Here is a 19,772-nt window from a genome sequence, read left to right on the forward strand (position 1 = left end):
GAACACAGAAGTTAAGCCTCTCAGCGCCGATGGTACTTGGGTGGAGACGCCCTGGGAGAGTAGGACGCTGCCAAGTACATAGATAAAAAGCTCTATTTCGTAGGTCGAAGTAGGGTTTTTTTTAGTGTTTCAAACAAACCTTTATAGTAATTATTCCTCGTTCATATATATGATATTTTAATAGTATTATAGAAAGCCCATCAAAAACAATAGGTTCTTTAGGAAATAAGTCATAATTTTTTTAATTAACTTATCATGCATATATACTATTATTTATTCCATAGATAACGTTTAATTATATTTATCTTGTATAGCTTTCTGCATCATAACATAAGATATGAAAAGAGACAATTGAATAAAAAATAAAGAGAACTAAAAGGATAAATATTTAACAAATTATGATTGAATTATAATCATAATTATGATATTATACGATTGATAATATTAAAAAAAGAAAGGAAGTGTTTAAATGTCACTATTTGATGCTGATAAAAAAGTAATTATAATTGGCGATAGGGATGGTATCCCAGGACCAGCTATGGAAGAATGTATAAAGACTACAAATGCTGAAGTAGTATTTTCATCAACTGAATGTTTTGTCTGAACTGCTGCAGGAGCAATGGACTTAGAAAATCAAAAGAGGGTTAAAGAACTTGCTGAAAAATATGGTGCTGAGAACATGATCGTATTAATAGGTGGAGCTGAAGCTGAAGCAGCTGGATTAGCAGCTGAAACAGTTACAGCAGGAGATCCAACTTTTGCAGGTCCATTAGCAGGAGTCCAGTTAGGACTTAGAGTTTATCACGCAGTAGAGCCAGAATTCAAAGAAGCTGTAGATTCAAATGTCTATGACGAGCAAATAGGTATGATGGAAATGGTTCTAGATGTTGATGAAATAATAGAAGAAGTTAAAAGCATAAGAGATGAATATACTAAATTCAATGATTAATTTTTTTTAATATAAAATGAAATGAATTTATGAAGTTTGAACATACAAATAAAGTTTATAGACTTTTATTTATTTTTTAAAATATACTATCCAATGTATGATAATGAAAGGAGTGTAAAGGAATGAAACTCGAATTAGGTAATTTTTATGTCAAAGATATAGTCTTTGGAGATGAAACTTCTTATTCAAATGGCGTATTAACAGTTAACAAGGAAGAAGCCTTAGATGTAGTAAAAGAAGATGAGCATATTACTGAAGCAGATCTATTTATTGTTAAACCAGGACATAACGTAAGATTGGTACCGGTGAAGGAAGCAATAGAACCTAGAACTAGAGTAGAAGGAGGTCCAGTATTCCCAGGAGTAACAGGAGATTTAATGCAATCTGGAAATGGAAGAACATTAGCCCTTAAAGATTGTAGTGTACTAGTTGTGGGAAAACATTGGGGTGGATTCCAAGATGGGCTTATTGATATGAGTGGAGAAGGAGCAAAATATACTTATTATTCTCAATTAAAGAATATTGTGTTAGTAGCTGATACGGATGAAGAGTTTGAAAAGAGAGAACAACAAAAGAAAAACAGGGCTTTAAGATGGGCAGGAATGAGATTGGCAGAATATATTGGATCATGTGTAAAAGATTTAGAGCCTGAAAAGGTTGAAACATTTGAATTAGAGCCTGTAACAAAACGTTCAAAAGAAGAAAACGATTTACCATCTGTCGTTTTAGTATTACAACCTCAATCTCAAATGGAAGAGTTAGGATATAATGATTTGATCTATGGATGGGATACTAATAGAATGCTACCAACTTTCATGCATCCAAATGAAGTATTAGATGGAGCTATAATATCTGGAAGTTTCATGCCTTGTTCATCAAAATGGGCAACTTATGATTTTCAAAATTTCCCTGTAATAAGGAAATTATATGAGGAACACGGAAAAACATTGAACTTTTTAGGAATTATCATGTCAAATTTAAATGTTGCATTAGAGCAGAAAGAAAGAGCTGCCTTATTTGTCGCTCAAATGGCTAAATCCTTAGGAGCAGATAGTGCGATTGTTGCTGAAGAAGGATATGGTAATCCTGATGCAGATTTCATAGCATGTATAGCTGCATTAGAGGATGCAGGTGTTAAAACTATAGGATTAACCAATGAATGTACAGGTAGAGATGGAAAATCTCAACCATTAGTTACTTTAGATCCTAAAGCTGATGCAATTGTATCCTGTGGAGATGTATCTCAATTAATAGAACTTCCACCTATGGAAACAGTACTAGGGGAGTTGGAATCATTAGGAAGAGATGGATTATCTGGTGGATGGGAAGGAGACGAAATTCTTGGACCATCTGTTAGAGAAGACGGTTCCATTATTATGGAAAACAACTCTATGTTCTGTGGAGATCAAGTTGTTGGTTGGTCACCTAAGACAATGAAGGAATTTTAAGGAGGTGTAAAAATGAAAAAAGCTATACTTTATATAAATCAATTTTTTGGTCAAATTGGAGGAGAAGAAAAAGCAGATATTGCTCCTGAAATAAGAGAGGGCTTAGTAGGTCCAGCAATGGAATTACAAAAAAGATTAGGAGAAGATGTAGAAGTTACTCATACAGTTATTTGTGGTGATAATTATATGGGTTCTAATACTGATGGAGCAATAGAAACTATATTAGGATACTTAGAAGATAAAGATTTTGACATATTTTTTGCAGGCCCAGCATTTAGAGCAGGTAGATATGGGAGTGCTTGTGGTCACATTGGTAAAGCTGTAAAAGAAAAATTTGATGTTCCAGTTATATCTTCAATGAATGAAGAAAATCCTGGGGTAGAAATGTTCCATGAACATATATATATATTCAAAGGCGGCGCTAGCGCAGCTGCTATGAGAAAAGACATTAAGAAAATGGCCAATTTTGGTAAAAAGATATTGAATGGCGAAGTTCTTTTATCTGCTGAAGAAGAAGGATACTATGGAAGAGGTATAAGACGTCAAGTATGGTTAGAACCCCCTGTAACTGCTGCTGATAGAGTTATTGATATGTTACTTAAAAAGGTTCGTGGAGAAAAGTTCCAAACAGAACTTCCAATACCAGAGCAGGATATGGTACCAATAGCCGAACCTATAAAGGATCTATCAAAAGCAAATATAGCCATAGTTACATCTGGTGGTATAGTGCCAGTTGATAACCCAGACAGAATTCAATCTGCATCAGCCACTAGATGGGGTAAATACAATATATCTGGTTTAGATAGATTAGAAAGCGGAGTATACAAGACTATACATGCTGGATTCGACCCTGCAGCAGCAAATGCAGATCCAAATGTAATAGTTCCATTGGATGTTATGAGAGCTTATGAAAAAGAAGGAAAAATCGGAAAAGTTCATGACTATTTTTATTCCACAGTTGGAACAGGAACTACCCAAGGAGAAGCTGCTAGAATGGGTAAAGAAATAGTAGAACATTTAAAAGAAACAAATGTTGATGGAGTTATATTAGTTTCTACCTGAGGTACCTGTACACGTTGCGGTGCAACAATGGTAAAAGAAATTGAACGTGCAGGTATACCAATAGTACAAATGGCAAATTTAATTCCTGTAGCTAAAACTGTTGGTTCCAACAAAATGGTCCCAACAATATCGATACCTTATCCATTAGGAGATCCAAGCACATCAAAGGAAGAACAATGGAAATTAAGATATCATAGAGTTGGAGTAGCTTTAGACGCATTAACTATGGATGTCAAAGAGCAAACAGTATTTAAAGTTAAAATTTAGTTTATAAATTAAAAAGGGTGATAAAATTTTATCACCCTTTTTAAAGAAAAGCGTAGTTAAAACATTAACATTTAATTATAATTGATAGGAGGTAAGAAAATGAATGATGCAAAGCAGAAAGATAATAAAGTTTTTTATATGTCTCTTGGTTTATCTATCATAATAGTCTTATGGGGTATAATAGGACAGACAAGTTTTGCAAACTTTTCAAATTCCTTATTAAGTTTTTTAACTAATAACTTTGGTTGGTCATATCTGATATCTATGTTAGTGTTTGTAATATTTTCTGTTATACTAGCTTTTAGTAAATACGGTAATATAAAGCTTGGATCCGATGATTCTAAACCTGAATATAGTAATGCATCCTGGTTTGCTATGTTATTTGGAGCAGGAATGGGTATAGGGCTTGTATTTTGGGGAGTAGCGGAACCAATTTCTCATTTTGTTAGTCCTACAGGAGGAATAGAGCCTGGAACAGTAGAAGCAGCAAATTTTGCAATGAAATCATCTTTTATGCACTGGGGATTTCACCCATGGGCGAATTATGCTATTATAGGTCTTGCTCTTGCTTACTTCCAATTTAGAAAGAATAAACCTGGTCTGATAAGTAGTATATTCATACCTTTATTTGGAGAAGAAAGAGTTAGGGGACCAGTAGGTAAGTTAATAGATATTCTTGCAACTTTTGCTACAGTAGCAGGTGTAGCTACATCCTTAGGATTAGGTACTTTACAAATTAATAGCGGATTAAATTATCTTTTTAATATTCCAGAGACAACATTAATTCAGATGTTAATAATTGCAGTTATTACATTTTTATTTATTTGGACTGCAGTAACAGGTATAGATAAGGGGATTAAAGCTTTAGGTGATATAAATTTATATTTAGCATTTGGATTACTTGTTCTTGTGATGATATTAGGGCCAACTTTAGTAATAATAAATAATTTTACCAATGGTTTAGGACAATATATCAATAATTTTATAACAGATAGTTTGAGTATAAGTGCATTTGGAGATAATACTTGGTTAAATGATTGGAGAATATTTTATTGGGCATGGTGGATAGCTTGGGCACCTTTTGTAGGTAGCTTTATAGCTCGTATATCTAAAGGGAGAACTATAAGAGAATTTATTGCAGGAGTTATTTTAGCCCCAGCTTTAGCTTCAGTTATTTGGTTCTCTGCATTTGGATCCATGGGAATAAATTTAGCCGATAAAATTGGATTAGAAAATTTATCAATAGCTGCTCAAGCTCCAGAAACAGCACTATTTAAGGTACTTGGAGAATATCCTTTAGGAAGTGTACTATCATTGGTTGCAGTAGCATTATTATGTACATTCTTTATTACGTCTGCGAATTCTGCTACATTCGTATTAGGGATGTTTACTTCTGAAGGGAATTTAAATCCAGGTAATAGCAAAAAAGTTTTATGGGGATTGGTGCAATCTTTATTTGCGGCAGCGTTATTACTATCAGGTGGATTAGAAGCTTTGCAAACAGCCTCTGTTGCTGCAGCTTTTCCATTTATTTTTGTAATGTTATTAGCAATAGTATCACTTATAAAAGCGTTTAGAGAAGAAGTATAGAGTATAAAACTCTATTTCGTAGGTCGAAATAGAGTTTTTTTTATTTTATAATATATTATCAATCAAAATGAGACAATAGAATCATCCTATGCATTTATTTAATAAGTAGAGAATTAAGAGTGACTTTAATGTACATCATTGTCCTCTCAACAGCAGTATTACGATCTATTGTTCCTTTTATTACTTGTAATAATATGCCTTGAAATAGAAGAGTACCCATTTCATTAAGAGTTTCAGCATCCTCTTCTCTTATAAAACCTTCTTTAACACATTCACTTATAGTAGTCATCCCTCGTTCATATATGTTACGTTTTAAGAGCATTGTAGAAAGCCCATCATATTCAATGAGTTGCTCGGGGAATAGTTTATAATAATCGGCAATATACTCTTCGGGCTTATTACTTAAATCAGCAAAAAAGATTGCATAATATATTTCGGGATCTTTAAATGCAAAATCGCAAAAACATTCCCATACCTTGATAAACCTATCTAAAGCATTATCTGCATTTTTCAAGTATTTAGGCAAAGCAAAAGCATAGTCTTTTATATATCTCATAGCAGTAAATAGAATTAAATGATCCAGATTTTCAAAATAATTATATAAAGTGGCACTATTATACATAGCTTTATCAGCTACTTTTCTTATTGTAACATTGTTTATACCTTCTTCTTTTATGATTTCATCCGCTGCATCAATAAAGAAAGTCATAGTTCTTTTTCTTTTTAAAAATCTCTTATCCATATTTTTCACCTGTCTTTTTTATATTATGAAGATAAATATAGCTCATATATAACATCATAACATGAAGAAAGTGATAATTAAAGTAAAAAAAGATAAAAATTTAACAGGCATAGTTTAATTATAAATATGATTATGTTATCATACAGATGAAGAGTTTAAAAAGAAAGAACGACAAAACAAGGTTTTAAGATGGGCAGGAATGAGATTGGCAGGATATATTAGATTATGTGTAAAAGATTTAGAGCTGATGATGTTAGTCTACAAAAAAACTAGACAGTGTGATATGATATGATACTTCCAAAGTAGACAGTCTAATTAATTTAAATTAGATTATCTACTTGGAGGTATTTTTTTATTAAATAATATTTATCAGTTATAGGAAAAGCTCTTCTGATAATAGATTAGTTATCAGAGAGGTGGATTTGTTATGAACAAAAATTGGATCAAAATTGCATCTATATATATAGGTACGGTAATAGGAGCTGGATTTGCTTCAGGAAGAGAGATAATAGAGTTTTTTGCAGTATATGGAATTAAAGGTATTTTGGGAATGATATGTGTCGGAATATTATTTTCTGTAGTAGGGAGTTTAATGCTTATAAAAATATATAATAATAAAATACAGAATTTAGATGAATTAACTATTAGATTATTTGGTGAAAAGTCCAGATTCATCTTAAATACTATTATTGGATTTTCTCTGTTTACTGGATACAGTGTTATGATATCTGGAAGCGGAGCTATATTTAAAGAAGAATTAGGACTTTTATTAGATATTGGAATTTTGGTTATGGTAATTTGTTCCTTTATAGTTTTTTTATTTAAATTAGAAGGATTATCATTTATTAATTCTATACTAGTACCTTTACTTATTATAGGAATATTATTTACATCATCTTATCTTAATATAAGAGAAGAATTTAATTTTTCCAATATAGAAGGAGTAAGTTTAACTAAAAAAGGGAACTTTTTATCTTCTGCTTTACTATATTTTGGTTCAAATTCTTTGATAATCATTATAGTTTTTTCATCTCTACTTCCTTTGATAAAAGATGTAAGAACAGCTATTTTAGGTGCGACAGTTGGAGGAACTGTATTATTTATTCTTGGAGTATCAATATTGATTTCTATGCTTATATATTATAATGAAACATATGCCTTAGATATCCCAATGCTTAAGATGTGTAGTTATATTAGTAAAAATTATAGGAAAGTATATTCTATAATACTTTGGATTGCAATGTTTACCACCGCTCTGGCTAATGGATTTGGATTTATGAATAAAATATCAAAATATAAAAATAGATTATTATATACAGCATTGTTCTGTATATCTGCTATACCTTTGGCTAAGTTAGGATTTGCGAATTTAGTAGGGATAATATATCCTATTTTTGGACTAATAGGCCTTGGAATGATGTTATTGATTCTGCTATACTGATACTAAATATAAAACAGGAGATGATCTAGTGCCATATATAAAGATAAAAGATAAAAATATATATTATAGGGAATACGGTAATGGTGAACCAGTAGTTTTTTTAAATGGAGTAATGATGAATACCAGTAGTTGGGGACATTTTACTAAAATTGTATCCAAGAATTATAGAATGATTACTATAGATTTATTGGATCAAGGGAGATCTGATAGTTGTGAAGAAGAATATACTGTGAGAACTCAAGCTGAAATATTAAAAAGTTTTTTAGATGAGATTGGAATTGATAAAATTCATTTAGTTGGAATGTCCTATGGGGGTAAGGTAGCTTTAACATTTACTCTTAATTATCAACATATGATTAAATCTTTAATATTAACGAATACGGATAGTTATACTACGAGAATAATGAAAGAATTTGGGAAGGGATGGGGGTATGCTGCATCTACTTTAAATGGCGAGATTTTCTCTTCTATTGTATTGCCATATATGTATTCATACAATTATTATGAAGAAAAATTTTCTGATGTTGAGGGAAAAAAGAGAATAATTTCTAAAATATTAAATAAGAAATGGAGTGATAGATTTATAAGAAATTTAAGTAGTGCTTTAGATTATGATGTATCTCATAGATTGAATAACATTAAAGTTCCTACATTAATAATTAGTTCAGAACTTGATGCTATAACATTAATTAAGTACCAAGAGCTTATGCATAAACAGATAAAAAATTCAAAGTGGATAGTGATGAAAGATGTAGGTCATGCTGCTTTATATGAAAAACCAAATGAATATATATCTATGATAATGGATTTTTTAAGTGAAATATGATATGAGGTAGATATAGAGGTCTACCTCTATATTTCACTTATACAAAGGGTAAATATTTATTATTGTCTTCATCAAATTTTTTCCTTAATAAATTTTCTATAATTTTAATACCTTGAATTATTTCTTCATTGGACACAGCTCCAAAGCTTAAGCGAATATAGTTAGAATATATGTTATTATCAATAAAGAATATCTTACCAGGAACAAAGGTTACGTTATTTTCAACACATTCGTCGTATAATTCTATGGATTCTATTTCATTTGGAAGTTTAATCCATATACTAAGCCCTCCATTTGGTTCAATAAAAGAGAGTCCATATTTTTTTAATCTTTCTAATTCCTTAATCATAGTATTATATTTTTCTGAGTATACCTTTTTTATGGATTTTATATAACCTTTCCATAATCCTTTTCTTAAATATAAATCAAACGCTCTTTGTAGAAATCCAGAAGAAGAAATATCTGTAGTATGTTTTGCTCTTATAATACTTGTAAATAGTCTTTGAGGTACCATCATGAAACCTATTCTAACTCCAGGCATAAATATCTTTGAAAAACTTTTTACATATATGACCTGATCTAAATTATCAATTGATTTTAATGGTAATTTTTTGTCTTTATCATAATTTAAGTCTGTTAAAAAATCATCTTCAATTATATAGAAATTATGTTTTTTACTCAGTCTAATGAGTTCTCTCTTTTTTTCTTGACTATAAGAATAGGTAGTAGGGCTTTGATAATTAGTCATCATATATATAAATTTAGGATGGTATCTTTTAATATGTTTATTTAGTATGTCAAGGTCCAATCCATCATTCAACATAGGTATTCCAATTATTTTAGCTCCTCTAGATTTAAAAGCAGCAATAGCTCCTGAATAGGTTGGATTTTCGACAAATATACAATCTCCTTGAGAAACTAAGGTTTTAGTTATAATATCTATTCCTTGTTGCCCACCGGAAATAACTAACACTTGGTTTTTATCTATCCTCATATTATAATTATCATATAGGAAAGAGGATATGGATTCTCTAAAAGGCTCATATCCACTGATTTCTGGATATGTAAAGGCATTTCCTTTATCTCTGTCTAAGACTTCGACTAGAGCCTGTTTAAATTCCCCTATAGGAAATATTTCAGGAGTAGGAGATACAGAAGCAAAGTTGATACTATTTTTAGATATAGGTAGAACACCTCCTACCATAAGTTCAATATCTCCATCTTCCATATAAGGAATATTTATGTTATAATTAATTTTTCTAACATAGGTTCCACTTCCTTTTATAGAATAGATATAACCTTCTTGTTCTAAAACTTTGTATGCATTTACTACTGTGATATTGTTTACATTTAATTTATTTGCTAAACTTCTAATAGAAGGAAGTTTTTCTCCTTCTTTTAACTCATTGTCTTCAATCATATCCTTAAATCTATTGTATAATTGTATATATAGTGGAATATTTAAATTTTTATCTATATACATTTTCAAAACCTCCATTTAAATGTATGGGTACATTTATTATATCAAATATAAAAATAAATAACTACAATAAATTTAAAGGATATAATGAAAAAATAAAGAATTATAATAACAGAGGTGGATATTATGAAGGCAGAGCAGAAAAGCAATAATGGCTTTAAATTATTTGTTATAGTATTGATTGGCGTTATATTATTTTTCTCCAGTAGTAAAAATCAAGAAAAATTTATAAATTTCATTAATAATACTTCAATGGTAAGAAAAGATTTAGAAGTTATTAGATCTATTCCAATGAAAGAAAGTATAGATGATATCGCCTATTATGATAATAGCATTATAGTATGGATGGACAATAAATTGGTAAGATATAATACACAAGGATCGAAAGAATGGGAGAAGGAATTCAATTTAAATAGTCCTGAGGTGACATTTGGAGATGAAGGCATATATGTATATGAGGCGTTAACAGGAAATGTATACTCATTAAATACAAAAGGAGAAACAATAAGTAAGTTTCAGTTACAGACTGAAGTTAGGAATGTAATTGAGGGTAATAAAAATATTTTGTTACATGTAAAAAAAGATGATAATGAAGGAATCAACATATTAGATACTAATGGAAAAATGATTCAAAATAAATTAGTTGAAGGTGATAATGTTCTTACTTATTGTATAAATAGGAGTAATAGCAAATATGCTTTTGCGACATTAAATTTAAAAGGCAATAGTATTAGATCTGAAATTCAAGCCTATAATATGGAAGGTGAATTTTTATCAACCACATATTTAGATAATGAAATTGTTTTTTATTTAAATTTTATTAAAGATGATACTTTAATTGTAATGACGGATAAGGGATTGTATTCCATTGATGATAGTAGTATTTTATGGCAAAAAGATCATCAATTGATAAAAGATATATATATAAATGAAAAGGGTATAAATATACTTTATGGTAATACTCTTGAGAATATATCCTTTGATGGAATATCTGAATATAAACATTCATTTTTAGAGGAATATAGGAAAAGTATTCCTTTTAATGAATATATGATCATATATGGACCTAACAATATTATAGGACTGAAAGAAGGAAAAGAGGTATTGAAATATGAATCTGAAGAATCTATACTTAAAGTATTAAATGGAGGACAAAATTTGATAATAGTATATGAAAATAGAATTGATATAGTCTCAATTTAAATGAAAGTATGGTGTTTTGTATGAATTGGCTAGATGTAATTATAATTTTAATTTTGTTATTTTCTGTATTCAAGGGATTAAGATTAGGATTAGTTTTATCTATATTTAATATCATAAGAACTATACTATCGATACTGATAACTATTAAAATTTACCCTATTGTACATGAATATATAATTAGTAGTCCTGCAGCTTATGGAATATTTGAGGGGATAACTAAAATAATTCTTAGCATATTATTTAATTCACAAGCTAAAGATAATCCTAATTTTATTCCAAATTTGATGTCAGGAGAATTAGTAGGAATAATAATTAAACTTCTATCAATAATATTTATATTTTGGTTGGTTAGTGTTTTGATGAATTTAATTTTAGGATTATTTTCTTTTATATTGAATGTGCCAATATTGAAGCAGTTAAATAAAGTAGGGGGTATAATATTTGGATTGATGGAAGGAATATTTATAGTATATTTTATAACTTTAATTTTAACTTCTATAGCTACGTTTTCTCCAGAATCTTTGATAGGAGAAGGTGTATACAATTCCTTGATTGTTAGTTGTTTGAAAGATCTTAATTTATTAAATTTAATGATAGAAATTTTATCTAACAAGACTTATATTTAAATGGGAGGGATGTATATGAAAGCTAAAGATTATCTATTTGGTGTATTTCTAGTATTTGTAGGTATATTATTTTTATTGTTAAATTTAGATGTGTTAACATTTGAATGGTTATTGTTTTTGTTATCTATAGCAATTTTAATAGGATATTTGATGAAGAGACACATGGGATATTTAGTTTTAGGATTAGTTTTACTAGGTATTTCATTGATATCTATCCTAGATCGATATATGCTTGTTGGAATAGATATTAAAAGCTTTTTATTCTTATTGATATTTGGAATTATTTCTTTGACGCTTTATGTTAAACAAAAGAATAGGTCGCTTTTAATGGTTGGAATGATGTTACTTGCCTTTGGGACCCATAATTTGGTTGAGGAATTAGTTTCTACAGATGTAAGTTGGACATTATATCTAATATTTGGAATTGCCTTTTATATCATATATCTATTAGGATATAGAGGGTCTGGTATAGAATGGCCTAGAAATTTAGGAACAGTTATGGTAATTGTTTCATTACTGTTTTTATTATCATCTCAAACCATGTTAAAATTTGGATTTTGGCAATTTATATTTTATCTGTTCCCAGTGTTATTGATAGGTATTGGAATAAAGATCATATACAATATAAAAAAATTAAAAGAATAATCCTATTTGGGATTATTCTACAAATATTTCTACCTTTTCCCCGTTATTCCCTTGTATCTCTACTAATTTTCTAGAGGTTCATTTCTTATGACTTGAAATATTTCATTCAAGTCATTATCATCAGATCCAGTTTCTTTAAGCAAGATAAATGTGATTATAGATGTTTTTTATAGTTTATTATCGATATATAAAAATTATTTATTAAGCATGATGAGTAAGGAATAGTATAATATACTTATAATAAAAGAATAGGGGGATTTATTGTGAAAAAAGAAATAAACGCAACAGGACAGGCTTGTCCTAAACCAGTTATAATGACTAAAAAAGAATTAGATAATATAAATGAAGGTATGATAACAACTATAGTTGATAATGAAGCAGCGAAAGATAATGTTTCAAAACTTGCTAAAAGTTTAGGATACGAATATGAAGTTGATGCAAAAAGTGATAATGAATATCATATAACTATAACTAAAGGGGATAAAGAAGAAATTGAGAAAAAGTCCGATAAAGTAACTAAAGGCAATTCAAAGGATGTAACCATAGTATTTGCTTCGGATACAATGGGGAAAGGTTCTGAACAGTTAGGTAAAATACTTATAAAATCCTTTATATATACTTTAACCGAAGCAACCCCATATCCTTCTACATTGATATTTTATAATGGAGGAGTTCATCTAACTTGTGAGGGTTCAGAAGTGTTAGAAGATTTAAAGGAATTAGAAGCTAAAGGAGTAGAAATTATTTCTTGTGGAACTTGTTTGGATTATTATGAAATTCAAGATAAGCTTCAAGTTGGAGAGATATCAAATATGTATACAATATATGAAAGATTAAAAAATGCATCAAATACAGTAAACATAGGATAGGAGAGTATGTTATAATGAAAGAGAGACAGTTTGGAGTGGTTGCCTTTAAATCTACGCAATATGCAATTAAAGCTGATACCATCTTTAATAGACATAATATTAAATATCGAACTATACCGACTCCAAGAGAAATAACCCATAGTTGTGGTTTAGCTATTAAGTTCAATTTAGATGATATAAAAGAAGTGGGAAATATAATTGAGGATAATCATTTAGAAACAGAAGGGATTTTTAAGATCATAAAAGATAATGAAGGAAATAAGGCGGAGAAACTTCACTAGTATAAGAGAAAACATATGGATAGTATATCTAATTACTAGAAAAACTTTTACGTATAATGACTAATATGGTTGCAAAAACAAAGTTAATGGAGCAATGGAGTATAGAAATACCATATCCAAAGATGGTTATATACAATAATAAATCTTAGGAGGTAGGTATTAAGATGTTAAAATATGAGTTGGGAGATGTAATAACTTTAAAAAAACCTCATCCCTGTGGAGAGAATAAATGGGAAATAATAAGAACTGGAGTAGATATTAAGTTAAAATGTTTAGGATGCGGTAGACAGATTTGGATACCTAGAATAGATTTTGAGAAAAGAGTAAGAAAGATTTTAGTAGACGATAAATGGATTAGCATATTCAATTATAAGTAAAGAAAAATGAAGGATAAGAGCTGTTTTCTATTAAAATTTAGTTGGAAAACAGCTTATTGATGTTTAAATTGTATTTAAACATTAGACAATTTTATAATTTAATAGTAAACTATAGGTGAGGGGATTTGTTACAATATTAGCATGAAAACGTTTTTATAAATATTTTAGGAGGTGCTTTAATGTCTTTAAATTATGCAAAAAGAATGAGCAACATGAAGGCATCTGAAATTAGAGAGATGCTAAAGCTTACTCAACGACCAGAAGTTATTTCCTTTGCTGGTGGACTACCAGCTCCAGAATTATTTCCTATTGATCAAATGAAAAAGGTAGCACAAAAGGTATTAGATGAGAATGGATCATCTGCATTACAGTATGGTACTACTGAAGGATTTGGACCACTAAGAGAAAAAATTGTAGAAAGAATGGCTAAAGTTGAAGCTGATGTTAGTGTAGATAATATTCTAGTTACTAGTGGGTCTCAACAAGGGTTAGATTTTGTAGCCAAAGCATTTATCAATCCTGGAGACGTAATAATATGTGAAAGTCCTACTTATTTAGGAGCTATAAATGCTTTCAAAGCATATGAGCCTAAGTTTGTAGAAGTAGATACAGATGATGATGGAATGATAATGGAAGATTTAGAAAAGGCTCTTAAAGAAAATAAGAATGCAAAATTTATTTATGCTATTCCAGATTTCCAAAATCCATCAGGAAAGACTTGGAGTGTTGAAAGAAGAAAGAGATTAGTGGAATTAGCGAATAATTATAATGTAGCAATAGTAGAGGACAACCCATATGGTGAATTAAGATTTGAAGGTGAAAAATTACCATCTGTATTCCATTACGATACAGAGGGAAGAGTAATCTTTTTAGGTACTTTTTCAAAGATATTCTCACCAGGGCTTAGATTAGGTTGGATAGCTGCAGCTCCTGAAGTACTCAATAAGTTTATTATGATTAAACAAGGAGCTGACTTACAATCCAGTACAATATCTCAAATGGAAGTAGCAAAATTCTTAGAAGAGTATGATATAGAAAAACACATTGAAAAAATAAAGAAAGTATATAAGAAAAGAAAAGATTTAATGATAAAAACAATGGAAGAAGAATTTCCTGAGGAAGTAAAATATACAAATCCAGAAGGTGGATTATTTACGTGGGTAGTATTACCAGAACATATAAATGCAAGAGATTTAGGTAAAAAAGCTTTAGAAAAAGATGTAGCTTTTGTTCCAGGAGGGTCATTCTTCCCTAATGGAGGTAATGAAAATACTTTTAGAATGAATTATTCAAATATGGAAGATGAAAGAATAGTTGAAGGAGTAAAAAGATTAGGAGAAGTTATAAGAGAAGCATTGTCAAAAGAAAATGCTTAATAAAAATCTCACCTCAATTAATTGAGGTGAGATTTTTTTATAGGTAATTGTATTTTGATATCTGTTCCTTCATTAATTTTACTTTTTAAAGATATTTTACCGCCGTGATATTTCACAATATGTTTTACCATTGATAATCCAAGACCTGAAGAACCATCTACTTTTTTAGATCTACTTTTATCTACCATATAAAAGCGTTCGAATACCTTTTCTTGTTGTTCATGGGGTATACCTATTCCTGTATCCCTGACTTTAATTACACAATAATCGTCTACTTGTTTAATAAATACCTCAATTTTACCATTAAGTTTATTGTATTTTATTGAGTTATCGATAAGATTATATAGCAAGTCTCTTATCATTCTTCTACTGCCTTGAATTGAGGTATTTTCAGCTATAATATTTAAACTTAAATTTTTCTTTTTAGCTCTGACTTTTAATTGAGATACTACTTCATTAGCAATATCTGAAATATTCATAATCTCCATTTTTTTATTTTCAGTTTCATGTTCAATTCTACTTAGATTTATGATTGAATCTATTAGTTCTAATAGACGGATACCTTCCTTATGAATTATATTAGCGAATTTAATAGCATCTTCTTTATTTACATTACCAGTAGATAGCATTTCAGCAAATCCATTTATTGAAGTAAGAGGAGTTTTTAATTCATGGGATATGTTAGCAGTAAAGTCCCTTCTGGATTTTTCTGCTTCTTTAAGTTTTAGTATATAGGTTTCTATTTCTTTTTTTTGAGTTTGAATAGTTTCCATAAAGGGATTAAGTTCTTCATAGACTTCAATATTTTTTATTTCATCTCTTCCAGATAATATACTTTCTATATTTTTAGTGGCTATGCTTATAGGTTCTATAATACTTTTAGTCAATATATGTGCAACAAAATAGAGTAATATTAGAATAAATACTAAAACACCTGTAATAACAGGGAGTGTATATAAAAATTTGGTTACAAAATTAATATTTCTATTGAGTATATTAGCATTATACAAATCATAAAATAAAAATGCAGTAACGCTAGCAGTAATAATTGCGGTGACAGTCGCGACTATTGCAAGATTTTGATAGATTTTTTTCTCCATGATTAACCTCCTAGTTTATACCCTACATTTCTAATAGTTTTAATATATTTACCTGCATCTCCAAGTTTTAATCTCAGTGTTCTAATATGCACATCTATAGTTCTTGTTTCTCCTTCAAAATCAAATCCCCATATTTCATTCATTATTTTATCTCTTGATAGGACTATACCTTGATTTTTGATTAGATAATATAATAACTCAAATTCCTTATGAGTTAAAGATACTTCCTTTTGCGAAACCGAAACTAAATATTTGTCGTAATCAATGTAAATTTCTTTAAAGGTTAATTCTGTAGATCTATCTATTTTTTTACTGCGGCGTAAGACGGCTTTTACTCTAGATATTAATTCCATAATACCAAAAGGTTTTTCAACATAATCGTCTGCTCCCATGTCTAGGGATTTAACTTTATCAAATTCGCTAGTTTTTGCTGTAAGCATTATAATAGGAATATTTGATGTTTTAAAATTTGATTTTAATCTTTCTAAAATAACGTAGCCATCATCACCTGGAAGCATAATGTCTAATATAATTAGATCTGGAATAGGATTATCAAATAAAGTTTTTCCATTTTCAAAACCTTTTGCATCAAAATTGTTATTTTTGAGAGCATATACTACAAGCTCTCTTATGCTCTCATCATCTTCAATGCAGTATATCAAAGGCATATAATCAACTCCTAATATTCATAATGATCTCCTTCTATTGCATAATATACCCATTCTGCGATGTTTTCTGCATGATCTCCTATTCTTTCCATATCAGTAATTATCTTTAGAGAAGATGAAATAAGTCTTAAATCACTTGCAACAGGTTGCTGTTGCAATAATAGCTTCATACATCTTTTTTCAATATGACTTTCAATATTATCTATTTCATCATCGTTTTCTACTATTCGCTTTGCTAATTCTACATCTTGTTCTTTGAGAGCTGTTACAGCTATCTTTATGGAGCTTTCGATTAAATTACCCATTTCAATTAATTCATTGTTCAGCGAATCCAATTCTCTATCAAATTTACTTCTCATAATTGTCACCTCTTTCAATTTATTCACTAACCAAATCTACCAGTTATATAATCTTCTGTACGCTTATCTTTTGGTACAGAGAATATATTAACAGTTTTATCATACTCAATCAGTTCACCATTTAGGAGAAAGGCTGTTTTATCAGAGATTCTAGTTGCTTGTTGCATATTATGAGTTACTATAACTATTGTATAGTCTTTTTTTAATTCTTGTATCAATTCTTCGATCTTTGTAGTAGAAATAGGATCAAGGGCAGATGTTGGTTCATCCATCAATAATACTTCTGGTTCAATAGCTAGTGCCCTTGCTATACAAATTCTCTGTTGTTGTCCACCAGATATCCTTAAAGCATTTTTCTTGAGATCATTCTTTACTTCATCCCAAATTGCTGCAGATTTTAAACTTTTTTCAACAATTTCATCTAGTTTAGATTTATTTTTTACTCCATGGGTCCTTGGTCCATACGCAATATTGTCATATATACTCATTGGAAATGGATTAGGTTTTTGAAATACCATGCCGACTCTTTTTCTTAGTAGATTTACATCAGAATTTTCAGCATATATATCTTCACTATCAAGAAGGATATCTCCTTTGATTGTACATTTTTCAACTAAATCATTCATACGGTTTAAGCTTTTTAATAGAGTAGATTTACCGCATCCTGATGGACCTATAAGAGCAGTTATTTTTTTCTCATGGATATTCATATTTATGTTTTTTAAAGCATGAAAATCATCATAATATAAATTCATGTTTTTTATAACAAATTTATTCATTTCGATTCTCCTTTGTCAATTTATTACTTAGTAATGTAGATAAAACATTTATAATTAATATTACAAGCAATAGTATAACTCCTGTTGCATAAGATTCATCTACATGCATTCCTTCTGTGGAAAGCACATACATATGAAGGGCTAGAGTACGTCCTGATGAGAAAAAACTATTTGGAATTTTTGTAGCAGTTCCTAAAGTAAATATCAATGCTGCAGTCTCTCCAACAATACGACTTACAGAAAGAATGATTCCTGATAAGATCCCTGGCATAGTTACAGGAAGAACTATTTTAAAAATAGTACGTAGTTTACCAGCTCCAAGTCCAAAACTTGCTTCTCTAAGAGAATCATCAACAGACATTAAAGCTTCTTCAGTAGATCTTATAATTAAAGGCAATACCATTATTACAACTGTTAAAGTACCTGCTAATAATGAATATTGAAAATCGAGATATATAACAAAGAATAACATACCAAATAATCCATATACTATTGAGGGTATTCCTGATAATGTTTCTGTTGTTATTCTAATTATTTCAACTAATTTGCTACCCTTTTTTGCATATTCTATAAGGTAAAATCCTGTAAATACACCAATAGGTGTTGCAACTAAAAGTGTAAGGACTACTAGCATTAAAGTAGTAATTATAGCAGGGAACAGTGATATATTTTTTGTTGTGTATTTTAATCCAAACAAAGACGGAGTTAGGTTTGGTATACCCCTTATCAAAATATGACCAATCATGAAGAACAATACGCCAAATGTTATAATAGCTGATAGTTTTACAGCAAATCGTATTACTTTACTCAATTTTTACTCCTCCTTCTGACAATTAGAAAGGTTCCATTGATAATTAGGATAAATATAAACAATACTGCAGCTGTTGCTATTAGAGCTTCTCTATGTTCATCAGCAGCATATGCCATTTCAATTACTATATTAGTAGTAAGAGTTCTTATCCCTTTTGTAATTCTAGCAGGCATACGAGCTTGATTTCCAGCTACTAATATTACTGCCATAGTTTCTCCTATTGCTCTACCAATTCCCAATATTATACTTGATAATACACCTGATTTTGCAGCAGGTAGTATTACCGACATAATAGTTCTCTCATGCGTTGCACCAAGGGCAATACTTCCTTTATAGTAGCCTTCAGGTACAGCTTTAAGGGAAGCCTCTGACATACTTATAACAGTAGGAAGTATAATGATTCCAAGTAAAATGGAGGCAGTAAGAATGTTCATGCCTGTTCCTCCAAATATGTCTCTTATAATTGGTACAATAACAACTAAAGCAAAAAATCCATACACTATTGAAGGAATTCCAGCCATTAAATTGATACCTGGTTTTAATAATTTATATAGCTTATTATTGCAAAACTTTGACAAATATACTGCTGTCAAAACACCTATAGGAACTCCTATAATTATTGCACCTATAGTAACATAAATTGAACCCATTATCATTGGCAATATTCCAAAGGACGGAGGCGTATTGCTTGGTTTCCATTCAGTTCCAAGAAGAAAATGTTTGAGACCATATTCCTGTATAAAAGGAATACCTCCAGTAAATATAAATAAACATATAAGAATTATAGCTACTACAGATATAACTGCACTAATTAGAAAGACACCTTTCATAAAATATTCAAAGGATTTTGAACTCATTTTTTCACCTTCATTT

Annotated in this window: 21 protein-coding genes and 1 rRNA gene; 14 read left to right on the top strand and 8 right to left on the bottom strand. The window is 29.8% G+C overall.

Annotated elements, in window-relative coordinates:
- From rrf to K8M07_RS08995, 5 genes are all read left to right on the top strand, one after another.
- Positions 1-76: ribosomal RNA gene (gene rrf / locus K8M07_RS08975) — 5S ribosomal RNA — on the top strand; the annotation flags it as partial.
- 393 nt (positions 77-469) lie between these two features.
- Positions 470-949, top strand: coding sequence for a glycine/sarcosine/betaine reductase complex selenoprotein A (gene grdA / locus K8M07_RS08980; protein WP_223377969.1), 480 nt, complete (start codon positions 470-472; stop codon positions 947-949).
- A gap of 122 nt (positions 950-1,071) precedes the next feature.
- Positions 1,072-2,397: a glycine/sarcosine/betaine reductase component B subunit gene (locus K8M07_RS08985; RefSeq protein WP_223377971.1), complete on the top strand. Its 1,326-nt coding sequence runs from the start codon at positions 1,072-1,074 to the stop codon at positions 2,395-2,397.
- Between the two features lie 12 nt (positions 2,398-2,409).
- Positions 2,410-3,726 carry a betaine reductase selenoprotein B gene (gene grdH / locus K8M07_RS08990; RefSeq protein WP_223377973.1) on the top strand — a complete coding sequence of 439 codons (1,317 nt, stop codon included), beginning with the start codon at positions 2,410-2,412 and terminating at the stop codon, positions 3,724-3,726.
- 99 nt (positions 3,727-3,825) lie between these two features.
- Entirely contained in the window at positions 3,826-5,316 is a 1,491-nt protein-coding gene (locus K8M07_RS08995) for a BCCT family transporter (RefSeq protein WP_223377975.1), read from the top strand.
- A gap of 94 nt (positions 5,317-5,410) precedes the next feature.
- Here the strand turns inward: K8M07_RS08995 and K8M07_RS09000 are convergent, their stop codons facing one another.
- Positions 5,411-6,058 carry a TetR/AcrR family transcriptional regulator gene (locus K8M07_RS09000; RefSeq protein ID WP_223377977.1) on the bottom strand — a complete coding sequence of 216 codons (648 nt, stop codon included), beginning with the start codon at positions 6,056-6,058 and terminating at the stop codon, positions 5,411-5,413.
- 427 nt (positions 6,059-6,485) lie between these two features.
- Here K8M07_RS09000 and K8M07_RS09005 point away from each other — a divergent pair, with 427 nt between their 5' ends.
- Positions 6,486-7,499 carry a hypothetical protein gene (locus K8M07_RS09005; RefSeq protein WP_223377979.1) on the top strand — a complete coding sequence of 338 codons (1,014 nt, stop codon included), beginning with the start codon at positions 6,486-6,488 and terminating at the stop codon, positions 7,497-7,499.
- 28 nt (positions 7,500-7,527) lie between these two features.
- Positions 7,528-8,325, top strand: a complete 798-nt coding sequence (locus tag K8M07_RS09010) for an alpha/beta fold hydrolase (protein WP_223377981.1) — start codon at positions 7,528-7,530, stop codon at positions 8,323-8,325.
- 37 nt (positions 8,326-8,362) lie between these two features.
- Here K8M07_RS09010 and K8M07_RS09015 read toward each other — a convergent pair whose 3' ends face one another.
- Positions 8,363-9,808, bottom strand: coding sequence for a PLP-dependent aminotransferase family protein (locus K8M07_RS09015; RefSeq protein ID WP_223377983.1), 1,446 nt, complete (start codon positions 9,806-9,808; stop codon positions 8,363-8,365).
- A 123-nt stretch (positions 9,809-9,931) separates the two neighbouring features.
- Between K8M07_RS09015 and K8M07_RS09020 the strand changes: the two genes are divergently transcribed.
- The 7 genes from K8M07_RS09020 (at position 9,932) to K8M07_RS09050 (ending at position 15,182) form a co-directional block, all read left to right on the top strand.
- Positions 9,932-11,008, top strand: a complete 1,077-nt coding sequence (locus tag K8M07_RS09020) for a DUF5711 family protein (RefSeq protein WP_223377985.1) — start codon at positions 9,932-9,934, stop codon at positions 11,006-11,008.
- A gap of 20 nt (positions 11,009-11,028) precedes the next feature.
- Entirely contained in the window at positions 11,029-11,634 is a 606-nt protein-coding gene (locus K8M07_RS09025; protein ID WP_223377987.1) for a CvpA family protein, read from the top strand.
- A gap of 15 nt (positions 11,635-11,649) precedes the next feature.
- Positions 11,650-12,279: a hypothetical protein gene (locus K8M07_RS09030; RefSeq protein ID WP_223377989.1), complete on the top strand. Its 630-nt coding sequence runs from the start codon at positions 11,650-11,652 to the stop codon at positions 12,277-12,279.
- 263 nt (positions 12,280-12,542) lie between these two features.
- Entirely contained in the window at positions 12,543-13,148 is a 606-nt protein-coding gene (yedF, locus tag K8M07_RS09035; RefSeq protein ID WP_223377991.1) for a sulfurtransferase-like selenium metabolism protein YedF, read from the top strand.
- A gap of 14 nt (positions 13,149-13,162) precedes the next feature.
- Positions 13,163-13,429 (top strand): DUF3343 domain-containing protein, encoded by a 267-nt coding sequence (locus tag K8M07_RS09040; RefSeq protein ID WP_223377992.1) that lies wholly within the window; start codon positions 13,163-13,165, stop codon positions 13,427-13,429.
- 164 nt (positions 13,430-13,593) lie between these two features.
- Positions 13,594-13,806 (top strand): DUF951 domain-containing protein, encoded by a 213-nt coding sequence (locus K8M07_RS09045; RefSeq protein ID WP_223377994.1) that lies wholly within the window; start codon positions 13,594-13,596, stop codon positions 13,804-13,806.
- Positions 13,807-13,985: 179 nt separating this feature from the next.
- Entirely contained in the window at positions 13,986-15,182 is a 1,197-nt protein-coding gene (locus K8M07_RS09050; RefSeq protein ID WP_223378002.1) for a PLP-dependent aminotransferase family protein, read from the top strand.
- A gap of 17 nt (positions 15,183-15,199) precedes the next feature.
- Here the strand turns inward: K8M07_RS09050 and K8M07_RS09055 are convergent, their stop codons facing one another.
- Genes K8M07_RS09055 through pstC form a run of 6 tightly spaced genes read right to left on the bottom strand, consistent with a single transcriptional unit; the run spans position 15,200 to position 19,756 of the window.
- On the bottom strand, positions 15,200-16,282 hold the full coding sequence (locus K8M07_RS09055) for a sensor histidine kinase (RefSeq protein ID WP_223378004.1): 1,083 nt from the start codon (positions 16,280-16,282) through the stop codon (positions 15,200-15,202).
- 2 nt (positions 16,283-16,284) lie between these two features.
- The gene (locus tag K8M07_RS09060; RefSeq protein WP_223378006.1) at positions 16,285-16,950 is read right to left on the bottom strand and encodes a response regulator transcription factor; all 666 of its coding nucleotides are present in this window, start codon (positions 16,948-16,950) and stop codon (positions 16,285-16,287) included.
- 11 nt (positions 16,951-16,961) lie between these two features.
- Positions 16,962-17,309, bottom strand: coding sequence for a phosphate signaling complex PhoU family protein (locus tag K8M07_RS09065; protein WP_223378008.1), 348 nt, complete (start codon positions 17,307-17,309; stop codon positions 16,962-16,964).
- A 26-nt stretch (positions 17,310-17,335) separates the two neighbouring features.
- Positions 17,336-18,088, bottom strand: a complete 753-nt coding sequence (pstB, locus tag K8M07_RS09070) for a phosphate ABC transporter ATP-binding protein PstB (protein WP_223378010.1) — start codon at positions 18,086-18,088, stop codon at positions 17,336-17,338.
- Complete coding sequence (pstA, locus tag K8M07_RS09075) at positions 18,081-18,899, bottom strand: phosphate ABC transporter permease PstA (protein ID WP_223378012.1); 819 nt, start codon at positions 18,897-18,899, stop codon at positions 18,081-18,083. Before pstA ends, pstB begins: the two co-directional genes overlap by 8 nt.
- A complete protein-coding gene (pstC, locus tag K8M07_RS09080) occupies positions 18,896-19,756 on the bottom strand; it encodes a phosphate ABC transporter permease subunit PstC (RefSeq protein ID WP_223378014.1) in 861 nt (286 codons plus the stop codon). Before pstC ends, pstA begins: the two co-directional genes overlap by 4 nt.
- Positions 19,757-19,772 lie beyond the last annotated feature (16 nt).

It is taken from the genome of Schnuerera sp. xch1, assembly GCF_019931165.1.
Lineage (GTDB): Bacteria > Bacillota > Clostridia > Tissierellales > Tepidimicrobiaceae > JAIOUP01.

Coding starts and splice junctions, on each gene's coding strand:
- K8M07_RS09025 (WP_223377987.1), top strand. CDS start 11,029: ATGAATTGGCTAGATGTAATTATAATTTTAATTTTGTTATTTTCTGTA.
- K8M07_RS09030 (WP_223377989.1), top strand. CDS start 11,650: ATGAAAGCTAAAGATTATCTATTTGGTGTATTTCTAGTATTTGTAGGT.
- K8M07_RS09000 (WP_223377977.1), bottom strand. CDS start 6,058: ATGGATAAGAGATTTTTAAAAAGAAAAAGAACTATGACTTTCTTTATT.
- K8M07_RS09060 (WP_223378006.1), bottom strand. CDS start 16,950: ATGCCTTTGATATACTGCATTGAAGATGATGAGAGCATAAGAGAGCTT.
- K8M07_RS09020 (WP_223377985.1), top strand. CDS start 9,932: ATGAAGGCAGAGCAGAAAAGCAATAATGGCTTTAAATTATTTGTTATA.
- pstC (WP_223378014.1), bottom strand. CDS start 19,756: ATGAGTTCAAAATCCTTTGAATATTTTATGAAAGGTGTCTTTCTAATT.
- pstB (WP_223378010.1), bottom strand. CDS start 18,088: ATGAATAAATTTGTTATAAAAAACATGAATTTATATTATGATGATTTT.
- K8M07_RS09045 (WP_223377994.1), top strand. CDS start 13,594: ATGTTAAAATATGAGTTGGGAGATGTAATAACTTTAAAAAAACCTCAT.
- K8M07_RS08995 (WP_223377975.1), top strand. CDS start 3,826: ATGAATGATGCAAAGCAGAAAGATAATAAAGTTTTTTATATGTCTCTT.
- K8M07_RS08985 (WP_223377971.1), top strand. CDS start 1,072: ATGAAACTCGAATTAGGTAATTTTTATGTCAAAGATATAGTCTTTGGA.
- K8M07_RS09040 (WP_223377992.1), top strand. CDS start 13,163: ATGAAAGAGAGACAGTTTGGAGTGGTTGCCTTTAAATCTACGCAATAT.
- K8M07_RS09015 (WP_223377983.1), bottom strand. CDS start 9,808: ATGTATATAGATAAAAATTTAAATATTCCACTATATATACAATTATAC.
- K8M07_RS09055 (WP_223378004.1), bottom strand. CDS start 16,282: ATGGAGAAAAAAATCTATCAAAATCTTGCAATAGTCGCGACTGTCACC.
- K8M07_RS09050 (WP_223378002.1), top strand. CDS start 13,986: ATGTCTTTAAATTATGCAAAAAGAATGAGCAACATGAAGGCATCTGAA.
- K8M07_RS09005 (WP_223377979.1), top strand. CDS start 6,486: ATGAACAAAAATTGGATCAAAATTGCATCTATATATATAGGTACGGTA.
- K8M07_RS09065 (WP_223378008.1), bottom strand. CDS start 17,309: ATGAGAAGTAAATTTGATAGAGAATTGGATTCGCTGAACAATGAATTA.